Source organism: Streptomyces sp. NPDC056883 (assembly GCF_042788835.1).
GTDB lineage: Bacteria > Actinomycetota > Actinomycetes > Streptomycetales > Streptomycetaceae > Streptomyces > Streptomyces stoeckheimensis.
On record NZ_JBHUBS010000011.1, the window covers coordinates 1 to 21,838 of the forward strand.

Here is a 21,838-nt window from a genome sequence, read left to right on the forward strand (position 1 = left end):
AACTCCAGCCCGCCCGGCGTTTGAGGGCACGGGCGCGCAGCGCACGTACGGGTCCGGGCGGAGCCCGGGGAACGGTGGAAGGGCGGGTAGGGGACCACCGCCCCGCGCAGCGGCACGCCGACCGGCGCGTCCGGCCCGGCGTGCGCGGCTACGCCCGTTCGTCGGCGACGGTCCGCAGCGCCGCCAGCGCATGCGCCACCGCCGGGGCGGATTCGGAGCCCCGCCGCAGGGCCGCCACGACATGGCGGGTGGGCCGGTCGTGGGAGAGCACGCGCACGGCGACCCCCGCCGCGCGGCTCGCCACCATGCGGGGGACCAGGGCGACGCCCATGCCCGCTTCGACCATGGCCAGGATCGCGGTCCAGCCGGAGGCCGAGTGCGCCTGCTCCGGCACGAACCCGGCCGCCTCGCACGCGTTGCGGGTGATCTCCGACCAGGGCCCGGAGCCGCCGTAGATCCACGGGTCCCCGGACAGGTCCGCGAGCCGCAGCTCCGCGGCTCCGGCCAGCGGGTGGCCGGGCGGCAGGGCCACGTCGAGGGGGTCCTCCAGCAGGGTCCGGCGGGTGAAGCGGGGATCGCGGGCGGTCGGGGCGTGCGCGGCGAGGGAGAGCGCGAGGTCCACGACCCCCGCGGACAGCAGCTCGTAGGACTCGGCCGCCTCGGTCTCCCGTACGCGGACCTCCACGCCGGGGTGCGAGCGCCTCAGGGCGGCGACCGCCGGGACCACGAGGACCGGTACGGCGGTGGAGAAGGCGCCGATCCGCACCTCCCCCGCCTCCCCCGCGAGGTATCCGGTCAGTTCCGCGTCGGCCCGCTCCAGCTGCGCGAACACGGCCTCCGCGTGCCGGAGTACGAGGTGTGCGGCGTCGGTGAGCCGGACCCGGCGGCCTTGGGCCTCCAGCAGCGGGACCCCCAGCATCCTGGCCAGGTTGGTCAGCTGCTGCGAAACGGCCGAGGGCGTCATGTGCAGCGCCTCGGCCGTCGCGGTCACGGTCCCCTGTTCGGCGAGGGTCCGCAGGATCCGCAGCTTCTTGATGTCCCACTCGATCATGGGACCGAACTTACCGCCGGGCACCCAGACCCACGCCGCCCAGGATCAGCGCCATGCAGAGGAGCTGCGTCGGGCCGGTCGTCTCGCCGAGGAGCAGCAGGCCGAGGCCCGCGACGCAGACCGGCTGGAGGTAGTAGACGACTCCGGCGCGGGCTGCGCCGATGATCGAGACGGCCTTGTTCCAGGCGAAAAAGGCGACGGCGGAGGAGAAGACGCCGACGTACAGGAGCATTCCGGCGGTGGAGGGGGTGACCCGGAAGCCGCCCTGGACGCCGACGGACACGGCGTAGGCGGGGGCGAGCATCAGGGCGCCGAGGACGAAGGTGGTGAGCAGGAAGGCGAGTCCGCCCAGTTCGGCGGGCTTGCGCTTGAGGAGCGCGCTGTACGTGGCGAAGGACAGGGCGGCGCCGAACATCCACAGGTCACCGGCGGCGAAGTCGAAGCGGATCGATCCCTTGCCGACCAGGAGGAGCACGCCGAGGGCGGCGAGGGCCAGGCCGAAGGTGCGCCGGGCGCCGAGCTTTTCGCCGCCGAGCCGGGCGTACAGGGCCATGATGACCGGCGAGGCGGCCATGATCATGCCCATGTTGGAGGCGGAGGTGGTCAGTCCGGCCTGGTGGACGAGCGTGTTGTAGAGGGTGACGCCGAAGAGGGTGGCCAGGGCGATGTAGCCGAAGTGCTTGCGGATCAGGGCCCGCTGCTGCCAGGCCTGCCGGGCGGCGAAGGGGGCGACGGCCACGGTGGCGATCACCCAGCGCCAGAAGACGGCCTGGACGGGCGGGATGCTGTCGGCCATGCCGCGGGTGGCGACGAAGCTGCCGGACCAGACGACCGTCGCGAGCAGGGCGAGGAGGATGCCGAGACCGGCGGCCCCCTTCTTCGCCTTGCCGGGCAGTGCTTCCTGCGGGACGGTGCGGACTCGGTCCATGACGGCCACGGTGTGTCTCCCCCTCGGGGTTCGGAGTGTCGGTTCGTTGGTCTACCGTCGCACCGGGTCACCCGTCAGGTCCATCGAAACATTTCGATCGGTTTCTTCAGCAGAACTGAACGATCCGGCCTTCGGTCGCGCCGAGTCCGCCTTACCTACCGAGTCCGCCCTACCCGCCGCGTCCGCCCTACCCGCCGCAAGCTGCCCCGCGATGGTGGCGCCGAAGGCGATCACCATGCCCAGCACCTGCACCGGCGACAGCGCCTGCCCCAGGGCGGCCCACCCGATGACGGCGGCGGTGAGCGGCGAGAGCGGGCCGAGGAGGGTGACCGACGTGGCGCTGAGCTGGCCGATGCCGCGGATCCAGAGCCAGTACGCGATGCCGGTGTTGATCAGCATCATGTAGCCGTACCCGAGGAAGGCCTTGCCGTCGAGGGCCGGCGGCGCCCCCTCCACCAGCGCGGCGACCGGAATGATGATCAGCCCGCCCGCGGTGAGCTGCCAGCCGGTCATGGCCAGCGGGCCGACACCCTCCGGGCGTCCCCACCGCTTGGTCATGACGGTGCCCGACGCCATCGAGGCGGAGGAGACGATGCCGGCCACCACCCCGACCAGGTCGAGCTGCGCCTGCGCGGTCAGCACCACCATGCTGACGCCGAAGGCCGCCGCGACGGCGGCGAGCACGGTCCGCAGCCGGGCCCGCTCGCCCAGCAGGAGGGCGGCGAGCCCCACGACGAACAGCGGTCCCGCGGAGCCCAGTACGGCCGCGACCCCGCCGGGCAGGCGGTAGGCGGAGAGGAACAGGAGCGGGAAGAAGGCGCCGATGTTGAGTCCGCCCAGGACGGCCGCCTTCCACCACCACCGCCCCGCGGGCAGCTTCCGCGCGAGGGCGGTGAGCAGGAGTCCGGCGGGCAGGGCGCGCATCACGCCGGTGAACAGCGGCCGGTCGGGCGGCAGCAGCTCGGAGGCCACGAAGTAGGTGGAGCCCCAGGAGATGGGGGCTAGGGCGGTCAGGGCGATGGTGGCGATGCGCTTCACGGCGGTGCTCCTCCGGCAGGGACGAGTAGCTCGAGCGAGCGGTTCGAACGAGTAGCTCACTTGGAAGTAGCTTAGCACTAAGCTACTTTCCTGCAAGCAACTTTCTTGCGAAGGAACAAGCGGAAGCCGGATACTGCGCCTATGACCGACAAAGCCCCCGTCGACGCGGTCGACGCGATCGCGGACCAGTGGTTCGCGGTGCGACCCGATCTGGACACCGCGCCCATGGCCGTCTTCGGCCGGATCTACCGGATCTCCAAAGCCATGGGCGACGCGATGGAAAAGGCCTACGCGCGCTACGGAATCTCGCGCGGGGAGTTCGACGTCGTGGCCACGCTGCGCCGGAGCGGAAGCCCGTACACCCTCTCGCCCCGCCAGCTCTCGGCCACGCTGATGCTCACCACGGGCGGGATGACGGGACGGCTGGACAAGCTGGAGAAGGCCGGGCTGCTGCGCCGCAGCCCCGATCCGGACGACCGGCGGGGGCTCCGGGTGACCATCACCGACCGGGGGCTCGCGCTCATCGACGAAGCGGTAGCGGCGGGTCTGGAGGTCCAGCGGGAAGCGCTCACCGGGCTGGACGAGACGGAGATCGCGACGCTCACCGGTCTGCTGCGCAAGGTGATGGCAGGGACCCCCTAGCGGAGTCGTCCCTGCGGAGCCGGGCCCCGCGAACCGGGCCCGGGTACGACGAGGCGCCGGGGGTCCTCAGGGACCCCCGGCGCCTTCGTGCGTTCTTCGGTCAGCCTTCGTTCAGTTCTTGGTCTGCGGCTTGCGCGACTTGTCGCCGACCATCACCAGACCGGCGATGATCAGGAACAGCACGATCGGCGCGGCCACGTAGAGGCCGAGCGTCTCGGCGACGCTCAGGCCCGGACCCGGGTCGTCGCCGTCGTCACGGGTGACCGCGAGGGCGGGAGACGTCATCAGCAGCATCATCAGCGTCGATCCGGCCGTGACGGCGCCGGCGCGCAGAGCGTTCTTCTTGTCCACGGTGCAAACGTAGCGAACACCTAAACGCCGCGCGCGCCCGGGGGTGCCGTACGGGTTCCCACCGCCCCCCGCACCGCCCCCAGCAGGGCGTTCGCCCGCGGCGAGGCGGCCAGTGCCTCCAGGGTCAGCGGCCGGCCCTCCGCGTCGGCGACCGGGAGCCGCCAGTTGGGGTACTGGTCCCACGTGCCGGGAAGGTTCTGCGGCCGCCGGTCCCCCACCGCGTCGGGCAGCCAGACCCCGACCAGCCGGGCCGGAGTGCGCAGCAGGAACCCGTACAGGGACCGTACGGCGGCCTCCTCGCCCTTGGTGTCCAGCCCGAGGTCCTCCAGTACGTCCAGCCAGCGCGCGGTGTCGGCCGCGTCCTCGGCGCGCTCCCGCTCGGCCGGGCGGGTCAGCAGGCCGAGCCGGTCGCGCAGTTCCACGTGGGCGCCGGCCAGTTTGGCGGCCGTGGGCGGCAGATCATGGGTGGTCACGGTGGCCAGGCAGTCGGCCCGCCAGCGCTCCGGCTCCAGCGGCTCGCCGTCGCCGCCCCAGTCCCGCTCGAACCACAGCACCGAGGTGCCCAGCACCCCGCGCCGGGCCAGCGCCTGACGGACCCCCGGCTGCACGGTGCCGAGGTCCTCGCCGATGACCAGGGCCCCGGCCCGGTGCGCCTCCAGGACCAGCAGGGCGAGCATCGCCTCCCCGTCGTACGCGACGTACGCGCCTTCGGCGGGCGGGGCCCCTTCCGGGATCCACCAGAGCCGGAAGAGTCCCATGACGTGGTCGATGCGCAGCGCGCCCGCGTACCGGAACACCCCCCGCAGCAGGGCCCGCAGCGGCGCGTACCCGGTGGCGGCCAGCCGGTCGGGCCGCCACGGGGGCAGCCCCCAGTCCTGGCCGCGCGCGTTGAAGGCGTCCGGCGGGGCCCCGACGGAGACGGTCCGGGCGTAGTGGGGGGCTCCGAAGGGGGCGCCGGTGGCGTCCGAGCCCTCCGGGTGCACCCCGACGGCCAGGTCGTGCACGATGCCGACCGCCATCCCGGCCTCCTTGGCCGCGCGCTGGGCGGCGGCGAGCTGGGCGTCCGTCAGCCAGACCAGCCAGCGGTGGAAGTCGGCCCGGGTCTCCGGGTCCTCCCCGGCGTGCCCGGCGCACCAGGCGGCGTGCCGGTCCAGTTCCGCGCCCTGCTCGGCGCGGAACTCCCCGTAGGCCGCCTCCCGTTCGGGGCTCCGCGGGACGGCGTAGAGCAGCTCCAGGGCGGCCCGCTTGAGGGACCAGACGGCGTCCCGGTCGATCAGCGCCCCCTTCTCCAGCACCTCGCGCCGCAACTCCGCTCCCCGGTCGGCCAGTTCCGTGAGGGCGGCCCGGTCGCGGCAGTCGGCGTACTCGGGGACGTCCTCGATCCGCAGGTGCACCGGGTCGGGGAAGCGGCGCGAGGACGGCCGGTACGGGGAGGGGTCGGTCGGGGTGCCGGGCACGGCCGCGTGCAGCGGGTTGACCTGCACGAAGCCGGCTCCGTGGACGCGTCCCGCCCAGCGGGCCAGCTCCGCGAGGTCGCCCAGGTCGCCCATGCCCCAGGAACGCTCGGAGAGCACCGAGTAGAGCTGGACGAGCAGCCCGTGGGTGCGTTCGGGCGCCGCCGGAGCCCGGTCGGGGGCCACGATCAGGGTGGCGGTCGCGGTGCGGCCGTCGGGGGCCTCGACGTGGATCCGGTGCACGCCGAGGGGCGGCTCCCCCGCGTCGGCCTCGCTCCAGGCCACCGGCGGCTCCTGGGGGACCGCACGGCCCGCCGCCTCCGACGGCCCGGCCCCCACTGCCTCTGCCTCTGCCTCTGCCTCTGCCTCTGCCTCTGCCTCTGCCTCCAGCAGCGTCCGGGTCCCCGGCGGCAGCGCGCCCAGCTCCACGGGCGGCCGGGATCCCGCCCACCACACCAGCACGCGCGGCAACAGCCGGTGCGCCGCGTCGTGTTCGGCCGTGGCCAGGTGCGCCCGTACGGACTCCGGGGTGTCCGTGTCCACACCCAACTGCCGCAGTACGGCGGCGATGGTGGCCTCCGGGACCCGGAGGGTGACGTCCTCGGCGGGCTGGTAGGTGGTGGCGACTCCGTACAGGGCCGCGAGCCGGGCGAGGTCGTCCATCAGGTTCCTTGTCGTCTAGTCACCCGCGGCGGCCGCCGCGGCATGGGTGGTCGGCTCGCTGGTCAGCGGGGCCTCGCAGGCGAGCGGGGGCTCACTGGTCAACGGCGCGTGCGCGGCGTCGGCGAGCGACGGCTCGCTGGTCAGGGGCCGCTCGTCGGGTCCGGCCTGCGCCGGCAGGTGGGCGAGCGGCGGAATCCGTTTGGGGACGGATATGGCGGTGGTGGCGCTCTTGGTGTTCGCAGCCTTGGTGTTCACCGGCAAGCACTCCTTCGTGCGTGAGGATCGGTCAGGACCCGTGGATGGCTCCCACTGTGTCGGTCCGCGCACCGTCCGCGCACCACCGACAGCGGAAATTCTCCTGTGCGGGACGTGAATCCGTACAGACGTGCCTGTGTTCGCTCCGCGCACGAGAGGTGTTGCGGAGCTCCGCGGCGGTCACCACGCGTGCGGGGCCATCGGCCCTGGCGTGCGGGAACGTCGGGAACACCCTCCGGCGCGCGGTCCGGAGAACATCCCAGCCATACCCAGTCGGCCGCACCGCATTCCTGGCCGATCCAGGTCAGATCACCCGCCGACGTTGACACCCCGGGCGTACGGATGGTGGGCTCTGGCTCGTTCGTACGAGCGGGGGACGACTCGGGACGGGGTGGCTCCGTGCAGACCAGGGGCAGCAAGCGAGCCACGGCCACGGCTGCGGCGGTCGCCGTCATCGGCGCGCTGCTGGGCGGTTCGGCGGTGGTGGGTCCCCCCAGCGCCTTCGCCTCGCCGACCGCGCCCGACGGCCCCGCCGCGCCGGACGCGGGCGCGGCACCCGCGGCGCCCGCGGCACTGCGCGACCCGGCGCCCGTTCCCGTACCCGCCCCCGTGCTCGCCCCCGGCTCCGATCCGGCGCGCGCCGCCGACGCGGATCCCGCGGTGTGGCCCCGGCCGCAGTCGATGGCCGCCGACCCGGCGCGCGCGGTGCCGCTGGGCGCCGAGGCCGTGCTGGTGCTGCCCGCGGGCGTGGACGCGTACGCCGCCCAGGTGGTCCGCGACGCCCTGCACGGGGCGGGCGTCCGGACCCTGCACGAGCGGGCCGACGGGGAACCGCTGCCCGACGCCGTCCCCGTCGTACGGATGCAAGGGCCCGATGCCGAGCGGGCGCTGCACGCCCTGGGCTCGGGCGCGACCGGCGACCTCCCGGCCGGCGGCTACCGGCTGGCGGTGGGCCGCGTCGAGGGGCGGGACACGGTCGCGCTGGCCGGCACCGGCGACGACGGACTCTTCCACGCGGCACAGACACTGCGTCAACTGCTCTCCCAGGGCGGCGGGAAGGTGCCGGGGGTCCTCGTACGGGACTGGCCGACCGCGCCGGTGCGCGGGATCACGGAGGGGTTCTACGGGACTCCGTGGACGGCCGCCCAGCGGCTCGCGCAGGTGGAGTTCATGGGCCGCACCAAGCTGAACCGGCTGCTGCTGGCGCCCGGTGACGACCCGTACCGGACCACGGAATGGCGCCGCGACTACCCGGCGCCCCGGGCGGCGGAGCTGCGGGAGCTGGCCGACCGGGCGCGCGCCAACAAGGTGGTGCTCGGCTGGGCGGTGGCGCCCGGGCAGTCGATGTGCCTGGCCTCCTCGGCCGACCGGGCGGCGCTCGCCCGCAAGCTGGACGCCATGTGGGACCTCGGGTTCCGGGCCTTCCAGGTGCAGTTCCAGGACGTCAGCTACACCGAGTGGGGCTGCCGGGCGGACCGGGAGCGGTACGGCAAGGGCCCGGCGGCGGCCGCCAAGGCGCACGCTGAGGTGGCGGGCGAGCTGGCCGCGCACCTGGCCCGGCGCTACCCGGGGGCGCCCGCGCTGTCCCTGCTGCCGACGGAGTACTACCAGGAGGGCGCGACGCCCTACCGGACCGCGCTGGCCGAGGCCCTGGACGACCGGGTGGAGGTGGCCTGGACGGGCGTCGGCGTGGTGCCGCGCACGATCACCGGGCAGGAGATGAACGGGGCCCGCTCGGCGCTCGGCCGGCACCCGCTGGTCACCATGGACAACTACCCGGTCAACGACTGGGATCCGGGCCGGATCTTCCTCGGCCCGTACGCGGGACGCGACCCGGTGGTCGCGGGCGGCTCGGCGGCCTTGCTGGCCAACGCCATGCCCCAGGGCACGCTGTCGCGCATCCCGCTGTTCACCGCGGCGGACTTCACGTGGAACCCGCGCGGCTACCGGGCCGCCGACTCCTGGGCGGCGGCCGTGGCCTCGCTCGCCGGCAACGACCCCAAGGCCCGCGAGGCCCTGGCCGCGCTGGCCGGGAACAACGCATCCTCCGGCCTCGCCCAGCCGGAGTCCGCCTACCTGGTCCCGCTGACCGAGGAGTTCTGGCGGGCCCGCAGCTCCGGCGACCCGGCGGCCGGCGACCGGCTGCGCGCCGCCTTCCGCGTGCTGCGCGAGGCCCCGGACCGGCTGCCCGCGCTCGCGGAGGAGGCGGGACCCTGGCTGTCGCGGCTCGCGCGCTACGGGGCGGCCGGGGAACTGGCCCTCGACGTCCTCCAGGCGCAGGCCCGCGGGGACGGGGCGGCGGCCTGGCAGGCCTCGCAGGCCTTCACCGCCGCCCGTTCGGCGCTGTCCGGGGCGGAAGCCGCCCGGGTCGACAAGGCGGTGCTGGACCCCTTCCTGGCGCGGGCGGCGGCCGAGGCCGACGCGTGGACCGGCGCGGCCCGCGAGCCGGGCACGGTGACCCGGCAGGCCGACGCGTGGACGGTCCAGCTGTCGGACGCCCGGCCGGTGTCGGTGGTGACCGTGATGACCGACCCGCTGCCGCCGGGCAGCCGGGGCGCCGCGATCGAGGCCCACGTACCGGGAGAGGGCTGGCGCAAGGTCGCGGAGGCCGCGGCGTCGGGCTGGACCCAGGCGGACGTGGGCGGCCTGCGGGCCGACGCGGTCCGGCTCGTCTGGTCGGGCCCGGCTCCGGCCGTGCACGGCGTGGTCCCGTGGACGGCCGACGGGCCGGAGGCCCGCTTCGAACTGGCGGAGACCGTGGACGCGGAGATCGGCGGGGCCGCGCAGCGGATCCCGGCGCAGCTGTCCGCGCTGCGTCCCGGCGAGGTCCGCGGGCCCCTGTCGGCGACCGCGCCGCCGGGGATCTCGGTGCGCCTGCCGGAGACGGCCGCGGCCGCGCGCGGTACGACGGCGACCGTCCCGGTCGAGGTCGCGGTGGCCGCGGGCACGGCGCCGGGCACCTACGAGGTCCCGGTCACCTTCGGCTCCGAGACGCACACGCTGAAGGTCCGCGCCCATCCGCGGACGGCCGGCCCGAACCTGCTGCGCTCCGCCGTGGCCTCCTCCTCGGGGGACGAGACCCCGGCGTTCCCCGCGTCGGGGGCGCTGGACGATTCCCCGGCCACCCGCTGGTCCTCGCCCGCGGCCGACGGGGCCTGGTGGCAGGCGGAGCTGCCGGCTCCGGCGCGGATCGGGCTGCTGCGGCTGCGGTGGCAGGAGGCGTACCCGTCCCGGTTCCGGGTGGAGACCTCGGCGGACGGTGTCGCCTGGCATCCGTCGGCGACGGTCGACTCCCGCGGCGGGGTGGACTCCGTCCACTTGGACCCGGCGGCGGGCCCGGCCCGCTTCGTCCGCGTCACCTGCGAGACCCGCGCCACCCGCTACGGCTGCAGCCTGCTGGGCGCAGAAGCCTTCGCGATGGCCCCGTAGGGGGCCGGGCGACCCTGCGGGGCTGTCCCCTACCCGCCCTTCGCCCGTTCCCTGGGGCTCCGCCCCAGACCCCGCGCCTCAAACGCCGGCGAGGCTGGATGATGCCGCGCAGCGGCATTTCCAGCCCGTCCGGCGTTTGAGGACCCGGGCAGAGCCCGGGGAACGGGCGAAGGGCGGGTAGGGGACTTTGCCCGGCTCTGGGGCTACGAAGCGACCGCCGCGGCGGGTACCGGGACCCCGATGCGGTCCAGTGCGTCCTCCGCCCCGTACGGCTGGAGGTACGGCATCCAGCACGGATCCCGGTGCCCCGTCCCGATGATCCGCCAGGCCAGCCCCGACGGCGGAGCCGGCTGGTGCCGCAGCCGCCAGCCGAGATCGACGAGGTGCCGGTCGGCCTTGACGTGGTTGCAGCGACGGCACGCGGCGACGACGTTGTCCCAGGCGTGCTGCCCGCCCCGGCTGCGCGGGATGACGTGGTCGACACTGGTGGCGACGGCCCCGCAGTACATGCAGCGGCCGCCGTCCCGGGCGAACAGCGCGCGGCGGGTGAGTGGAACGGGCCCCCGGTAGGGGACCCGCACGAAGCGCTTGAGCCGAACCACGCTGGGAGCGGGGACGGCCCTTGTCGCGCTGTGCAGAAAGGCGCCGGATTCTTCCAGGGAGACGGCTTTGTTCTCCAGGACGAGGACGAGCGCGCGACGGAGCGGTACGACGCCGAGGGGCTCGTACGACGCGTTGAGGACCAGGACGTGCGGCACGGACTGCCTCCTATAACGCCGGCGGCGCGTGGCTCGCGCCGGGACGATCTGCTTTCCAGTCTCCCCTTACGGCTGGTCGAAGCGCCACCACGCGCCCGTAACGGGTCCGAGGTGTTTTCGACCACACTCGCTTCCTCCCCGCGTGAGTCTGGTCTCTCCCTCGAACACGGCAACAAGTCCGGCCTAATGCCCCGTTAGGGTGGATGGTCTGCCCGCCCCACCCCTACCGCGGGCAGGACGCCACATCTGGAGGTTCCCGCCGTGCCCTGGCCTGCCGCCCTGCTCCCGCTCGCAGCCGCCAACGCCGACAACGCCGACGCGTCCGAAACGATCAGAGAGACGCACGAGAGCGTCACGAACGCCGCCAGTTTCATCGAGGAGAACTGGGCCGGATGGCTGTACCTGGGCCTGCGGATCCTCCTCATCCTGGTCATCGCCTTCGCCCTGCGCTCGGTGGTCCGCAAGTCGCTGACCAAGCTGATCACCCGGATGAACCGCGGCGCCGACGCCGTCGAGGGCACGGCCCTGAGCGGGCTGCTGGTCAATGCCGAGCGGCGCCGTCAGCGGTCCGAGGCCATCGGTTCGGTGCTGCGCTCGGTGGCCTCGTTCCTGATCCTCGGCACGGCGGCCCTGATGGTGCTCGGCGCGCTCGACATCAACCTGGGGCCGCTGCTGGCGAGCGCCGGTGTGGCCGGTGTGGCCATCGGTTTCGGCGCCCGGAACCTGGTCACGGACTTCCTGTCCGGCGTGTTCATGATCCTCGAGGACCAGTACGGCGTCGGTGACAAGATCGACGCCGGGGTGGCCTCGGGCGAGGTCGTCGAGGTGGGGCTGCGCGTCACCAAGCTGCGCGGCGACAACGGCGAGATCTGGTACGTCCGCAACGGCGAGATCAAGCGGATCGGCAACCTCAGCCAGGGCTGGGCCACGGCGAGCGTCGCGGTGCAGGTCAAGCCCAACGAGAGCCTGTCCCGCATCCGCGAGGTGATCAAGAGCATCGCCGACACCATGGCCAAGGAGTCCCCGTGGGACGAGCGGCTGTGGGGTCCGGTGGAGGTGCTGGGCCTGGACGAGGTGCTGCTGGCCTCGATGTCGGTGTCGGTGTCGGCGAAGACCATGCCGGGCCAGCAGTTCGCCGTGGAGCGCGAGCTGCGCTGGCGGATAAAGGACGCCTTCGACGCCGCGGGCATCGGGATCGTCGGCGGCCTGCCGGCGCCCGACGCGGACGAGGCCCCGGCCGACCCCGCAGCCGCCGTGGCCCCGCCGTCGGCGCTCGCGAACCCGACGTCCCCGCAGTCCCTGGCCACCGCGGAGATCCCGCAGCCGGCCGCGGGCGGCCCGGCCTCCGGCCCGCGCATCACGAAGTAGCGCCCGCCCCGCACGCACGTACACACGTATACGACACGCGTACACCACTGCCCCCGTAGGTCCGACCTGCGGGGGCAGTGGTGTACGCAGTGCCATTGACACGAGCGACCCACCAATAGGAAACTTACCTAACAGTTCACCTCGGTGAGAGAGAAGTCACCCCATGCCCGCCACCCCCGGTACGCCCAGCCTGTTGCGCGCCCTGAACGACCGGGCCGCGCTCGAGCTCCTGCTGACGCACGGTCCCCTGTCCCGGACCCGGATCGGGCATCTCACCGGCCTCTCGAAGCCCACCGCCTCCCAGCTCCTGGCCCGGCTGGAGTCCGCCGGGCTCGTCGTCGCCACCGGCACCGCCACCGGCCGCCCCGGCCCCAACGCGCAGCTCTACGCCGTCAACGCGCGGGCCGCGTACGTCGCCGGGCTCGACGTCACCCCGGGCCGGATCCTCGCCTCCGTGGCCGACCTCACCGGCGAGGTGATCGGCAGCCACGAGCTCCCGCACGCGGAGTCCACGGGGCCGGTCGAGCACGTCACCCGCGCCCTCGGCGAGGCCGTCAAGGACGCCGGGCTGCACCTCGCCGACATCCACCGGGTGGTCATCGCGACCCCCGGCTCCTTCGACCCCCGCACCGGGGTGCTGCGCTACGCCGACCACCTGGCCGGCTGGCAGTCCCCCACGCTCCTCGACGAGCTCGCCGCGGCCCTGCCGATGCCGGTCGAGTACGAAAACGACGTGAACCTCGCCGCCGTCGCCGAACAGCGGCTCGGCGCCGCCCGCGGCCACGAGGACTTCGTCCTGCTGTGGAACGAGGAGGGCCTCGGGGCCGCCCTCGTGCTCGGCGGCCGGCTGCACCGCGGCTGGACCGGCGGCGCCGGGGAGATCGGTTTCCTGCCGGTCGCCGGGCACCCCCTGGTCCGCCAGGTCACCCGGGTCAACTCCGGCGGCTACCAGGAGCTGGCCGGGGCGCAAGTACTGCCCGCGATGGCGGCCCGGCTCGGGGTCGTCGCACCGCCGGCCGCCGCGGCCGGGGCCGGCTCGGTGCACGGCGCCGTGCACGGGGCCGAGTCCGGGGCCATGGTCGAAGCGGCGGCCGCGCTGCTGGCCCAGGCCGCCGCCGCACCCGAGGGGCCCCACCTGGACCTCCTGCGGGAGTACGCCACCGCCCTCGCCACCGGCCTCGCCTCGCTGGTCGCCGTACTGGACCCGGAGATCGTGATCCTCTCCGGCGCCCTGACCATCGCGGGCGGAGAGCCGCTGCGCGAACTCCTCGAAGCCGAGCTCGCCGACCTCGCCCCGTCCCGGCCCCTGCTGGTGACCGGCGAGGTACGGGAACGGCCCGTCCTGCGCGGGGCGCTGGAAAGCGCCCTCGCCGCCACCCGCGACGAGGTCTTCGACACCTCCCGCCGCTGAACCGCACCACCACGCGAACCGCACCACCACGCGAACCGGACCGCACCCGGCCGCGTGAGCCATCACCCGCCCCACCCCTCCAGGAAGTCCCCCCGCGCAGAGAGTGACTCCGCCATGCCCGGAATCCGCCGCCTCACCGTCGCCGCAACCGCCGTCGCCGCGATATCCGTACTCGCCACCGCGTGTACGGGCTCCGCCTCCAACACGGCCGCCGACGACCCGAACAAGGACGTCACCCTCAACTTCTGGCACGGCTGGTCCGCCCCCAGCGAGATCAAGGCCATCGAGGACAACATCGCCCGGTTCCAGAAGGCTCACCCGAACATCAAGGTGAACGTCACGGGCAACATGACGGACGACAAGATCAACCAGGCGCTGCGCGCCGGCGGGGAGAAGGCCCCCGACGTGGTCTCCTCCTTCACCACCGACAGCGTCGGCAAGTTCTGCAACTCCGGCGCCTTCGCCGACCTGAACCCCTTCCTGAAGAAGTCCGGGGTCGACAAGGAGAAGGTCTTCCCCAAGACCCTGCTGGAGTACACCCAGTTCAAGGGCAACCAGTGCACGCTGCCGCTGCTGAACGACGCGTACGGCCTCGTCTACAACAAGACCGCCTTCGAGGCCGCCGGGATCACCGAACCGCCCAAGACCTGGAGCCAGTTCGTGGCCGCCGCGCAGAAGCTGACGATCGCCAAGGGCGATTCGTACGAGCAGCTCGGCATCATGCCCACCTACCACGGCTACGAGACCGCCCCCCAGCGGCTGGCCGCACTGTGGAGCCCGTCGTACTTCGACGCCGACGGCAAGTCCAACCTGGCCAAGGACCCCGGCTTCGCGCAGATGCTGACGGCGCAGAAGGACCTGGTCGGCAAGCTCGGCGGGTACGAGAAGCTGGAGAAGTTCCGCACCACCTTCGGTGACGAGTGGAGCGCCGAGCACCCCTTCCACCTCGGCCTGGTGGCCATGCAGATCGACGGCGAGTGGCGGGCGAACATGGCGAAGGAAGCCGGGGTGAAGTTCGAGATCGGGACCGCGCCGATGCCCGTCCCCGACGACCGGGTCTCCGAGTACGGCAAGGGCTACCTCGCCGGCACGATCATGGGCATCGCCTCGGGCAGCAAGAAGCAGAACGCCGCCTGGGAGCTGACGAAGTACATGACGACCGACACCGAGGCGGTCGTGGAGTTCGCCAACGCCATCCACAACGTGCCCTCCACGCTGGCCGCCCTGGACTCCCCCAAGCTCCAGGTGAGCCCGGAGTTCAAGACGTTCATCGACATCGCCAAGCACCCGAAGTCGACCACCACCCCGGCGCAGGCGGACGGCGGCACCTACCAGCTGACCTTCACGGACTTCGCGTACGCGGTCGAGAAGGGCGAGGTCACGGACATTCCCGCCGGTCTCGCCAAGACCGACCAGCAGGTCGACACGGACATCGCGAAGGCGAAGTAGTCCGGTGGCCGGCACCCTCTCCCCCGAACTGCGCGCCAGGCGCCGCAGGTCGACGCTGCGCACGGCGGCCTTCATGTCGCCCTGGCTGATCGGGTTCAGCGTCTTCTTCGCCTACCCGCTCGTCTCCACCGTCTACTTCTCCTTCACCAAGTACGACGGCTTCCGCCCGCCCGTCTTCAACGGGCTGGACAACTGGACCTACGTCTTCTCCGACCTCCCGATGTTCTGGCCGGCCATGCGCAACACCCTGTGGCTGGTCGTGATCATGGTCGCCTGCCGGGTCGCCTTCGGCCTCGGCATCGGCCTGCTCATCACCAAGATCAAGCTGGGCACGGGCGTCTTCCGCACCCTGTTCTACCTGCCCTACCTGGCCCCTCCGGTGGCGGCGACCCTCGCCTTCGTCTTCCTGCTCAACCCGGGCACCGGCCCGGTGAACACCCTGCTGGACGCCGTCGGACTGTCCGGACCCGGCTGGTTCACGGACCCCGCCTGGTCCAAGCCGGCACTGACCGCGCTCGCGGTGTGGGGGGTCGGCGACCTGATGGTCATCTTCATGGCCGCGCTGCTCGACGTACCGCGCGAGCAGTACGAGGCCGCCGAGCTGGACGGGGCCGGGGCGCTGGCGCGCTTCCGCCACATCACCCTGCCGAACATCTCGCCGATCATCCTGTTCGCGGTGGTCACCGGGGTCATCCAGGCGATGCAGTTCTACACGCAGCCCCTGGTGGCGGGGAAGGTGGCGTCCGGCGTGATGGGCGGCTCGGGCCAGCAGTTCGAGCCCGGGTACCCCGACAAGTCCACCCTGACCCTGCCCCAGGTCATCTACAACGTCGGCTTCCAGCGCTTCGACTACGGCACCGCCTGCGTGGTCGCCCTGGTGCTGTTCGCCCTCTCCATGGCCTTCACCGCGCTGCTCATGCGGCGGCGCGGCGGGCTGATCCAGGCAGGTGACTGAGGATCATGAGCCAGACCATCACCCGCGGCGCGCGGCCCCGTCCGCGTCCCGCCGCACCCGGCACCCCGGACTCCGCCCGGGTCGTGCGCACCGCCCGCCGCAAGGCCGCCCTGCACTGGGTGGCCGTGCACTCCCTGGGCGTCGCGGCGGCGCTCTTCTTCGTCCTCCCCTTCGTGTTCCTCTTCCTGACCTCGGTGATGAGCGACCAGCAGGCGCTGACCCGCGACCTGTGGCCGCACACCTGGGAGTGGGGCAACTACACGAAGGTGTGGGACACCCCCGGCTTCCTGACCTGGTGGCGCAACACCCTGCTGTACGCGGGCCTCGGCACACTGCTGACCGTGGTCTCCTCGGTGCCCGTCGCCTACGCGCTCGCCAAGTTCCGCTTCCGCGGCCGGCGGCTGTCGCTGCTGCTCGTGATCGCCATGATGATGCTGCCGCCCCAGGTGGTCGTCATCCCGATGTACCTCTTCTGGGCCCAGCAGCTGGACCTCTCCGGCACCCTGTGGCCGCTGATCATCCCGATGGCCTTCGGTGACGCCTTCTCCATCTTCCTGCTGCGCCAGTTCCTGCTGACGATCCCCGACGAGTACCTGGACGCGGCGAGGGTCGACGGCTGCGGCGAACTGCGCACCATGCTGCGCGTGGTCCTGCCGATGGCGAAGCCCGGGATCGCGGCCGTGGCGCTGTTCCAGTTCTTCGCCGCCTGGAACGACTACTTCGGCCCGCAGATCTACGCCTCCGACAACCCGGCCGCCTGGACCCTCAGCTACGGGCTGGAGTCCTTCAAGGGCGCGCACCACACCAACTGGAACCTGACCATGGCGGCGACCGTGCTGGTCATGGCCCCGGTGATCGTCCTCTTCTTCTTCGCCCAGAAGGCGTTCGTCGAAGGCGTCACCCTGACCGGAGTGAAAGGCTGATGACGATGAAACTCGCAGTGGTGGGCGGCGGTTCCACCTATACCCCCGAGCTGATCGACGGGTTCGCCCGACTGCGCGACACCCTGCCCATCAGCGAGCTGGTGCTGATCGACCCGGCCGCCGACCGGCTGGAGCTGATCGGCGGCCTGGCCCGGCGGATCTTCGCCAAGCAGGGGCATCCGGGCCTGATCACCACCACCTCCGACCTCGACGCGGGCGTCGCCGACGCGGACGCGGTCCTGCTGCAGCTGCGCATCGGCGGGCAGGCGGCCCGGCTCCAGGACGAGACCTGGCCGCTGGAGTGCGGCTGCGTGGGCCAGGAGACCACCGGAGCCGGCGGTCTCGCCAAGGCGCTGCGCACGGTCCCGGTGGTCCTCGACATCGCCGAGCGGGTCCGGCGCTCCAACCCGGACGCGTGGATCATCGACTTCACCAACCCGGTCGGGATCGTCACCCGCGCCCTGCTGCAGGCCGGGCACAAGGCGGTCGGGCTGTGCAACGTGGCCATCGGCTTCCAGCGCAGGTTCGCCGCGATGCTGGACCTGACGCCGGCCGACATCCACCTCGACCACGTGGGCCTCAACCACCTCACCTGGGAGCTGGGGGTGCGCAAGGGCGGCCCGGAGGGCGAGAACCTGCTGCCGCAGCTGATCGCCCGGCACGGCGACTCCATCGCCGCGGACCTGCGGCTGCCGCGTACGGTGCTGGACCGGCTCGGCGTGGTCCCCTCGTACTACCTGCGCTACTTCTACGCCCACGACGAGGTGGTCCGGGAGCTCGGCACCAAGCCCTCGCGGGCCGCCGAGGTCGCCGCGATGGAGAAGGAACTGCTCGGCCTGTACGGGGATCCCGCGCTGGACGAGAAGCCCGAACTGCTCGCCAAGCGGGGCGGCGCCTTCTACTCGGAGGCCGCGGTGGACCTGGCCGCCGCCCTGCTGGGCGACGGCGGGAGCGCCATCCAGGTGGTGAACACGCTGAACAACGGCACCCTGCCGTTCCTCCCCGACGACGCGGTCGTCGAGGTGCAGGCACGGGTGGACCGCACCGGGCCGTCGCCGCTGGCCGTACCGCGGCTGGACCCGCTGTACTCGGGGCTCATCGCCCACGTCACGGCGTACGAGGACCTCGCGCTGGACGCGGCGCTGCGGGGCGGCCGCGAGCGGGTCTTCAAGGCGCTGCTGGCGCACCCGCTGGTGGGCCAGTTCGACCTCGCCGAGGGGCTGACCGACCGGCTCCTCGCGCACAACAAGGAGCACCTGGCATGGGCGTGAGCCGGCCCGTTCCCCCGCCCTCGGCCGCGGCGGTCCTCGCCGTCGACGCGGGCAACAGCAAGACGGACGTGGCGCTGATCGCCGCGGACGGCCGCGTCCTCGGCACCGGACGCGCGGGCGGCTTCCAGCCCCCGCGCGTCGGGGTCGAGGCGGCGGTGGACGTCGTCGGGCAGGCCGTCGCCGAGGCGGCCGCGGCCGCCGGGCTGCCGGAGCCCGCGGCCGGGGCCCCGTACGCCGTCCGGGTTTCGGCCTGTCTGGCCAACGCGGACCTCCCGGTGGAGGAGGCCCTGCTCGCGCAGGCCATCGGCGCGCGGGGCTGGGGCACGGCCACCGAGGTCCGCAACGACACCTTCGCGATCCTGCGGGCCGGGCTCGGCGAGAACGCCGGGGGTCCGCGCGGGGTCGCGGTGGTGTGCGGAGCGGGCATCAACTGCGTGGGCATGCTGCCCGACGGGCGCACCGCCCGGTTCCCGGCCCTCGGGCAGATCTCCGGTGACTGGGGCGGCGGCGGCGGACTGGCCGCCGAGGCCATGTGGTGGGCGGCGCGCGCCGAGGACGGGCGCGGCGGTCCCACCGAGCTCGCAGCGGCCCTGCCGCGGCACTTCGCGCGGGATTCCATGCACGCGCTGATCGAGGCGCTGCACCTGGGCATCGTCGAGCCCGTACGGATCCACGAGTTGGTGCCGGTGCTGTTCGATGTGGCCGCGGCCGGCGATCCGGTCGCCGCGGCCCTCGTCGAGCGGCAGGCCGAGGAGGTCGTTGCCCTGGCCTCGGTGGCGCTGGAGCGGCTCGAACTGCTGGCCGAGGAGGCGCCCGTCCTGCTGGGCGGCAGCGTCCTGGCAGCCCGGCACCCGCAGCTGAACGGCCGCGTGGAGGCCCTGCTGGCCGAACGGGCCCCGCACGCCCGGGTCTCGGTGGTGACGGCCGCGCCGGTGCTGGGCGCGGGTCTGCTGGGGCTGGACGCGCTGGGGGCCGGGCCGGAGGCCTACGGGAAGCTGCGCGCCCATTTCGGCTGAACCATTCCGGCTGGACCATTCGGGCTGGACCGTTTCGGCTGAAACGATGCGGATGAACCGTTTCGGATGAACCGCGCCCGCACCGGAACCATCGCGGCCCCCGGGGCGTACTGACGGTGAAGGGGTGGACCGGACGGGGGGACCGGCCGGGGCAGGACCGGGGACGGATCGGGGCGGATCGTGCCTGATCCCGGACCGGGTGCTGTGGAGGACCGCCACTAAGGCCATACTGCTGCGAAGCACGAAGGACCGAGGGGGAGGTCAGGGTGGCCATCACATCACGCGCGCCCGCGCCCGGCGGCGTCTCGGCGCCCTCCGGGCCGCCGGCGCCGCCGCCCGACGGGCTGCCCCGGCGCGGCACCGCCTGGGCCGAGGGCGTGGAGCGGCTGCGCGCGGCCGCCACCACCGAGCCCGGCCGGCTGCGGATCGTCGGCGCGGCCCTGGCCGCACTGGTCCTGCTGTTCGGCGCGGTGGCCGTCTGGGAGATCTCCGGACGGGTCACCGCGGCCGACGACGTCGTGGGCCGCAGCCAGCCGCTGAGCGCCGACGCGGCGAGCATCTACCGCTCCCTCGCGGACGCCGACACCGCCTCCTCCAGCGGTTTCCTCGCGGGCGGCAACGAGCCCCGCGAGGTCCGCAGCCGGTACGAGAAGGACATAGCCAACGCGTCCCGGCTGCTGGTGAACGCGGCCGCCAGCACCACGGCCGGCGACGACTCCCGCAAGCAGATCACCCTGCTGAGCGAGCAGCTCCCCCGGTACGCCGGCCTGATCGAGCAGGCACGGGCCACCAACAAGCAGGGCCTGCCGCTCGGCGGCGCCTACCTCCGGTACGCGAACGAGCAGATGAGCACCCAGCTGCTGCCCGCCGCGCAGCGGCTGTACGAGGCGGAGACCGGCCGGCTCTACACGGACTACGACGAGGCCCGCGCGCTGCCCCTGGCCTCGCTCGGGGCCGGTCTGCTCGCCCTCGCCGCCCTGCTCTGGGCCCAGCGGCGCAACTACCGGCGGACGAACCGCGTCTTCAACCACGGGCTCGTCGCGGCGACCACCGCCGCTCTGGTGCTGCTGCTGTGGCTGGCCGCGGGGCACACGGTCGCCCGGTCGGGGCTGAGCGAGGCCCGCACGGACGGGCAGGAGTCCCTCAAGGTGCTCAACGACGCGCGGATCGCCTCGCTCCAGGCGCGGGCCAACGAGAACCTCACCCTGGTGTCGCGCGGAGCCGTACTGGCCGAGGACAAGAAGTCCGACAAGTACGACGTGGACTTCTCGAACGACATGAAGGACCTGGACGCGGGGCTGGCGACGGCGGCGAAGCTGGCCGACGACACGGCCGGCCGCGATCCGGTGGCCCGCGCCGCGGAAGGCGTGAGGCAGTGGAAGGGGCTGCACGCGGCGGCCCGGCAGACCGACTTGACGGGTGACTACCAGGGCGCCGTCGGGCAGGTCATCGGCGACAAGGACCACCCGAAGCCCACGGGCACCGCCTTCGACACGGTGGACGCCTCGCTGGAAGAGGCCGTGCTGCACGAGCAGCACGAGTTCACCCGGGCGGCGCGGGACGGGCTCGGGGCGCTCGACGGTTTGGTGACAGGTACGGCGGCCCTGGCGGTCGTCGGCGCGGTGGCCGCCCTGCTCGGCATCGGGCGCAGGCTTTCGGAGTACAGGTGAGAGCGATGCCGGGACGGGTGAAGCACGCGGGCGAGGGTTCCGAGGGGCCCGGGGGCACCGCGACCCCTGCGGTGGCCCCCGAGGGCGTCGTGGCCTCCGCGGAGGGCACGGCGGAGGGCGCCGAGAGCGCCGTGAGCGCCGTCGAAGGACCGGACGTACGCGGCCTGCGGCGGCTGACGGGCCGGCTGCGCGGCTGGGGCGGGGTCGGTGCGATGGCCGCGGCCTGCGCCCTGACGGCGGCGGCCGTGCTGCTGCCCCTGGCCCAGGCGGCCCCGGGCGGATCGGGACCCTCCTCGCTGGTGCGCGAGCCGGCCAGGATGGCCGTCGCTCCGCAGGCACCGGGCGACACCTGCGAGAACCCGGAGGCGAGCCTGCGCCCCAACGGGCTGGACGGCTCCGCGATCCAGCGGATCCGCACGGCGGGCCACCTCGTCGCGGGCGTGGACCAGAACAGCTTCAAATGGGGCTACCGCAACCCGGCCGGGGAGCTCGACGGCTTCGACATCGCCCTGGTCAAGGCCATAGCGAAGGACATCTTCGGCGAGGACGGCAAGGTCATCTACCGGGCCATCCCCACCAGCCAGCGCATCCCCGCGCTCAAGGACGGCACCGTCGACATCGTCGTGCGCACGATGACCGTCAACTGCAAGCGGCTGGAGGACGTCGCCTTCTCGACGGCGTACTTCGAGGCCGGGCAGCAGGTGCTGGCCCCCAAGGGTTCGGCGATCACCGGCTACGACGCTTCGCTGAAGGGCCGCCGCATCTGCACGGCGGCCGGCTCCACGGCCGAGTCGGCACTGGCCGCCCAGTCCTACGGCGCCGTCCCGGTCAGCGTGCCCAACCAGCTCGACTGTCTGGTCCGGCTGCAGCTGGGCGAGGTGGACGGCATCATCACGGACAACGCCCTCGCCGCCGGCCAGGCCGCGCAGGACCCGTCGGTCGCGCTGGTGGGCTCCCCGTTCACCAAGGAGTTCTACGGGGTGGCCATGAACAAGGACGCCGGCGACCTGGTGCGCCGGGTCAACAAGGTACTGGAGGACTACCGCGCGGGCGGCGGCAACAGCCCCTGGATGAAGGCCTACAGGGACCACCTGGAGCCCGTGCTGCCCGGCGTGGGCGGCCCGCCCGTTCCCAAGTACCGGGACTGAGGCCGGTGTCGGATTCTGAGCCCGATGTCACAAGACCGGAGGCGGGATCGTTGGAGGC

The 21,838-nt window shown here is 73.3% G+C and carries 18 protein-coding genes; 11 read left to right on the plus strand and 7 right to left on the minus strand.

Annotated features, from left to right (window positions below):
* Positions 1 to 148: 148 nt before the first annotated feature.
* The 3 genes from ACFRU2_RS24960 to ACFRU2_RS24970 are packed head-to-tail and all read right to left on the minus strand — an operon-like array spanning position 149 to position 3,017.
* Entirely contained in the window at positions 149 to 1,051 is a 903-nt protein-coding gene (locus ACFRU2_RS24960) for a LysR family transcriptional regulator (RefSeq protein WP_382975783.1), read from the minus strand.
* A gap of 10 nt (positions 1,052 to 1,061) precedes the next feature.
* Complete coding sequence (locus tag ACFRU2_RS24965; RefSeq protein WP_382975785.1) at positions 1,062 to 1,979, minus strand: DMT family transporter; 918 nt, start codon at positions 1,977 to 1,979, stop codon at positions 1,062 to 1,064.
* Between the two features lie 51 nt (positions 1,980 to 2,030).
* Positions 2,031 to 3,017 carry an EamA family transporter gene (locus tag ACFRU2_RS24970; protein WP_382975787.1) on the minus strand — a complete coding sequence of 329 codons (987 nt, stop codon included), beginning with the start codon at positions 3,015 to 3,017 and terminating at the stop codon, positions 2,031 to 2,033.
* A gap of 141 nt (positions 3,018 to 3,158) precedes the next feature.
* Between ACFRU2_RS24970 and ACFRU2_RS24975 the strand changes: the two genes are divergently transcribed.
* On the plus strand, positions 3,159 to 3,659 hold the full coding sequence (locus tag ACFRU2_RS24975; RefSeq protein WP_382975789.1) for a MarR family winged helix-turn-helix transcriptional regulator: 501 nt from the start codon (positions 3,159 to 3,161) through the stop codon (positions 3,657 to 3,659).
* Between the two features lie 111 nt (positions 3,660 to 3,770).
* On the opposite strand, the gene ACFRU2_RS24980 is transcribed toward ACFRU2_RS24975, so the two are convergent.
* From ACFRU2_RS24980 to ACFRU2_RS24990, 3 genes are read right to left on the minus strand one after another with little or no spacing between them, the layout of a single operon-like run.
* Positions 3,771 to 4,010 carry a hypothetical protein gene (locus ACFRU2_RS24980; protein ID WP_382975791.1) on the minus strand — a complete coding sequence of 80 codons (240 nt, stop codon included), beginning with the start codon at positions 4,008 to 4,010 and terminating at the stop codon, positions 3,771 to 3,773.
* Between the two features lie 20 nt (positions 4,011 to 4,030).
* Positions 4,031 to 6,127, minus strand: coding sequence for a 4-alpha-glucanotransferase (locus ACFRU2_RS24985; protein WP_382975793.1), 2,097 nt, complete (start codon positions 6,125 to 6,127; stop codon positions 4,031 to 4,033).
* A gap of 15 nt (positions 6,128 to 6,142) precedes the next feature.
* On the minus strand, positions 6,143 to 6,322 hold the full coding sequence (locus ACFRU2_RS24990; protein ID WP_382976344.1) for a hypothetical protein: 180 nt from the start codon (positions 6,320 to 6,322) through the stop codon (positions 6,143 to 6,145).
* Between the two features lie 459 nt (positions 6,323 to 6,781).
* On the opposite strand from ACFRU2_RS24990, the gene ACFRU2_RS24995 reads away from it, so the two are divergent.
* Positions 6,782 to 9,811, plus strand: a complete 3,030-nt coding sequence (locus tag ACFRU2_RS24995) for a beta-N-acetylglucosaminidase domain-containing protein (protein WP_382975795.1) — start codon at positions 6,782 to 6,784, stop codon at positions 9,809 to 9,811.
* Between the two features lie 203 nt (positions 9,812 to 10,014).
* On the opposite strand, the gene ACFRU2_RS25000 is transcribed toward ACFRU2_RS24995, so the two are convergent.
* Positions 10,015 to 10,569, minus strand: coding sequence for an HNH endonuclease (locus ACFRU2_RS25000; protein WP_382975798.1), 555 nt, complete (start codon positions 10,567 to 10,569; stop codon positions 10,015 to 10,017).
* A 261-nt stretch (positions 10,570 to 10,830) separates the two neighbouring features.
* Here ACFRU2_RS25000 and ACFRU2_RS25005 point away from each other — a divergent pair, with 261 nt between their 5' ends.
* From ACFRU2_RS25005 to ACFRU2_RS25045, 9 genes are all read left to right on the plus strand, one after another.
* On the plus strand, positions 10,831 to 11,937 hold the full coding sequence (locus tag ACFRU2_RS25005; RefSeq protein ID WP_382975801.1) for a mechanosensitive ion channel family protein: 1,107 nt from the start codon (positions 10,831 to 10,833) through the stop codon (positions 11,935 to 11,937).
* A gap of 163 nt (positions 11,938 to 12,100) precedes the next feature.
* Positions 12,101 to 13,348: an ROK family transcriptional regulator gene (locus tag ACFRU2_RS25010; protein ID WP_382975804.1), complete on the plus strand. Its 1,248-nt coding sequence runs from the start codon at positions 12,101 to 12,103 to the stop codon at positions 13,346 to 13,348.
* Between the two features lie 114 nt (positions 13,349 to 13,462).
* On the plus strand, positions 13,463 to 14,797 hold the full coding sequence (locus ACFRU2_RS25015; RefSeq protein ID WP_382975807.1) for an ABC transporter substrate-binding protein: 1,335 nt from the start codon (positions 13,463 to 13,465) through the stop codon (positions 14,795 to 14,797).
* A gap of 73 nt (positions 14,798 to 14,870) precedes the next feature.
* Positions 14,871 to 15,752 (plus strand): carbohydrate ABC transporter permease, encoded by an 882-nt coding sequence (locus tag ACFRU2_RS25020; protein WP_382976346.1) that lies wholly within the window; start codon positions 14,871 to 14,873, stop codon positions 15,750 to 15,752.
* A 5-nt stretch (positions 15,753 to 15,757) separates the two neighbouring features.
* On the plus strand, positions 15,758 to 16,675 hold the full coding sequence (locus tag ACFRU2_RS25025; protein WP_382975809.1) for a carbohydrate ABC transporter permease: 918 nt from the start codon (positions 15,758 to 15,760) through the stop codon (positions 16,673 to 16,675).
* Positions 16,676 to 16,680: 5 nt separating this feature from the next.
* Positions 16,681 to 17,946 carry a 6-phospho-beta-glucosidase gene (locus ACFRU2_RS25030; RefSeq protein ID WP_382975812.1) on the plus strand — a complete coding sequence of 422 codons (1,266 nt, stop codon included), beginning with the start codon at positions 16,681 to 16,683 and terminating at the stop codon, positions 17,944 to 17,946.
* Positions 17,937 to 18,962, plus strand: a complete 1,026-nt coding sequence (locus ACFRU2_RS25035; protein ID WP_382975815.1) for an N-acetylglucosamine kinase — start codon at positions 17,937 to 17,939, stop codon at positions 18,960 to 18,962. The genes ACFRU2_RS25030 and ACFRU2_RS25035 overlap by 10 nt, the downstream gene beginning before the upstream one ends.
* Positions 18,963 to 19,228: 266 nt before the next feature.
* The gene (locus tag ACFRU2_RS25040; RefSeq protein WP_382975818.1) at positions 19,229 to 20,632 is read left to right on the plus strand and encodes a hypothetical protein; all 1,404 of its coding nucleotides are present in this window, start codon (positions 19,229 to 19,231) and stop codon (positions 20,630 to 20,632) included.
* Positions 20,633 to 20,844: 212 nt separating this feature from the next.
* Entirely contained in the window at positions 20,845 to 21,780 is a 936-nt protein-coding gene (locus tag ACFRU2_RS25045) for a glutamate ABC transporter substrate-binding protein (protein ID WP_382976349.1), read from the plus strand.
* Positions 21,781 to 21,838 lie beyond the last annotated feature (58 nt).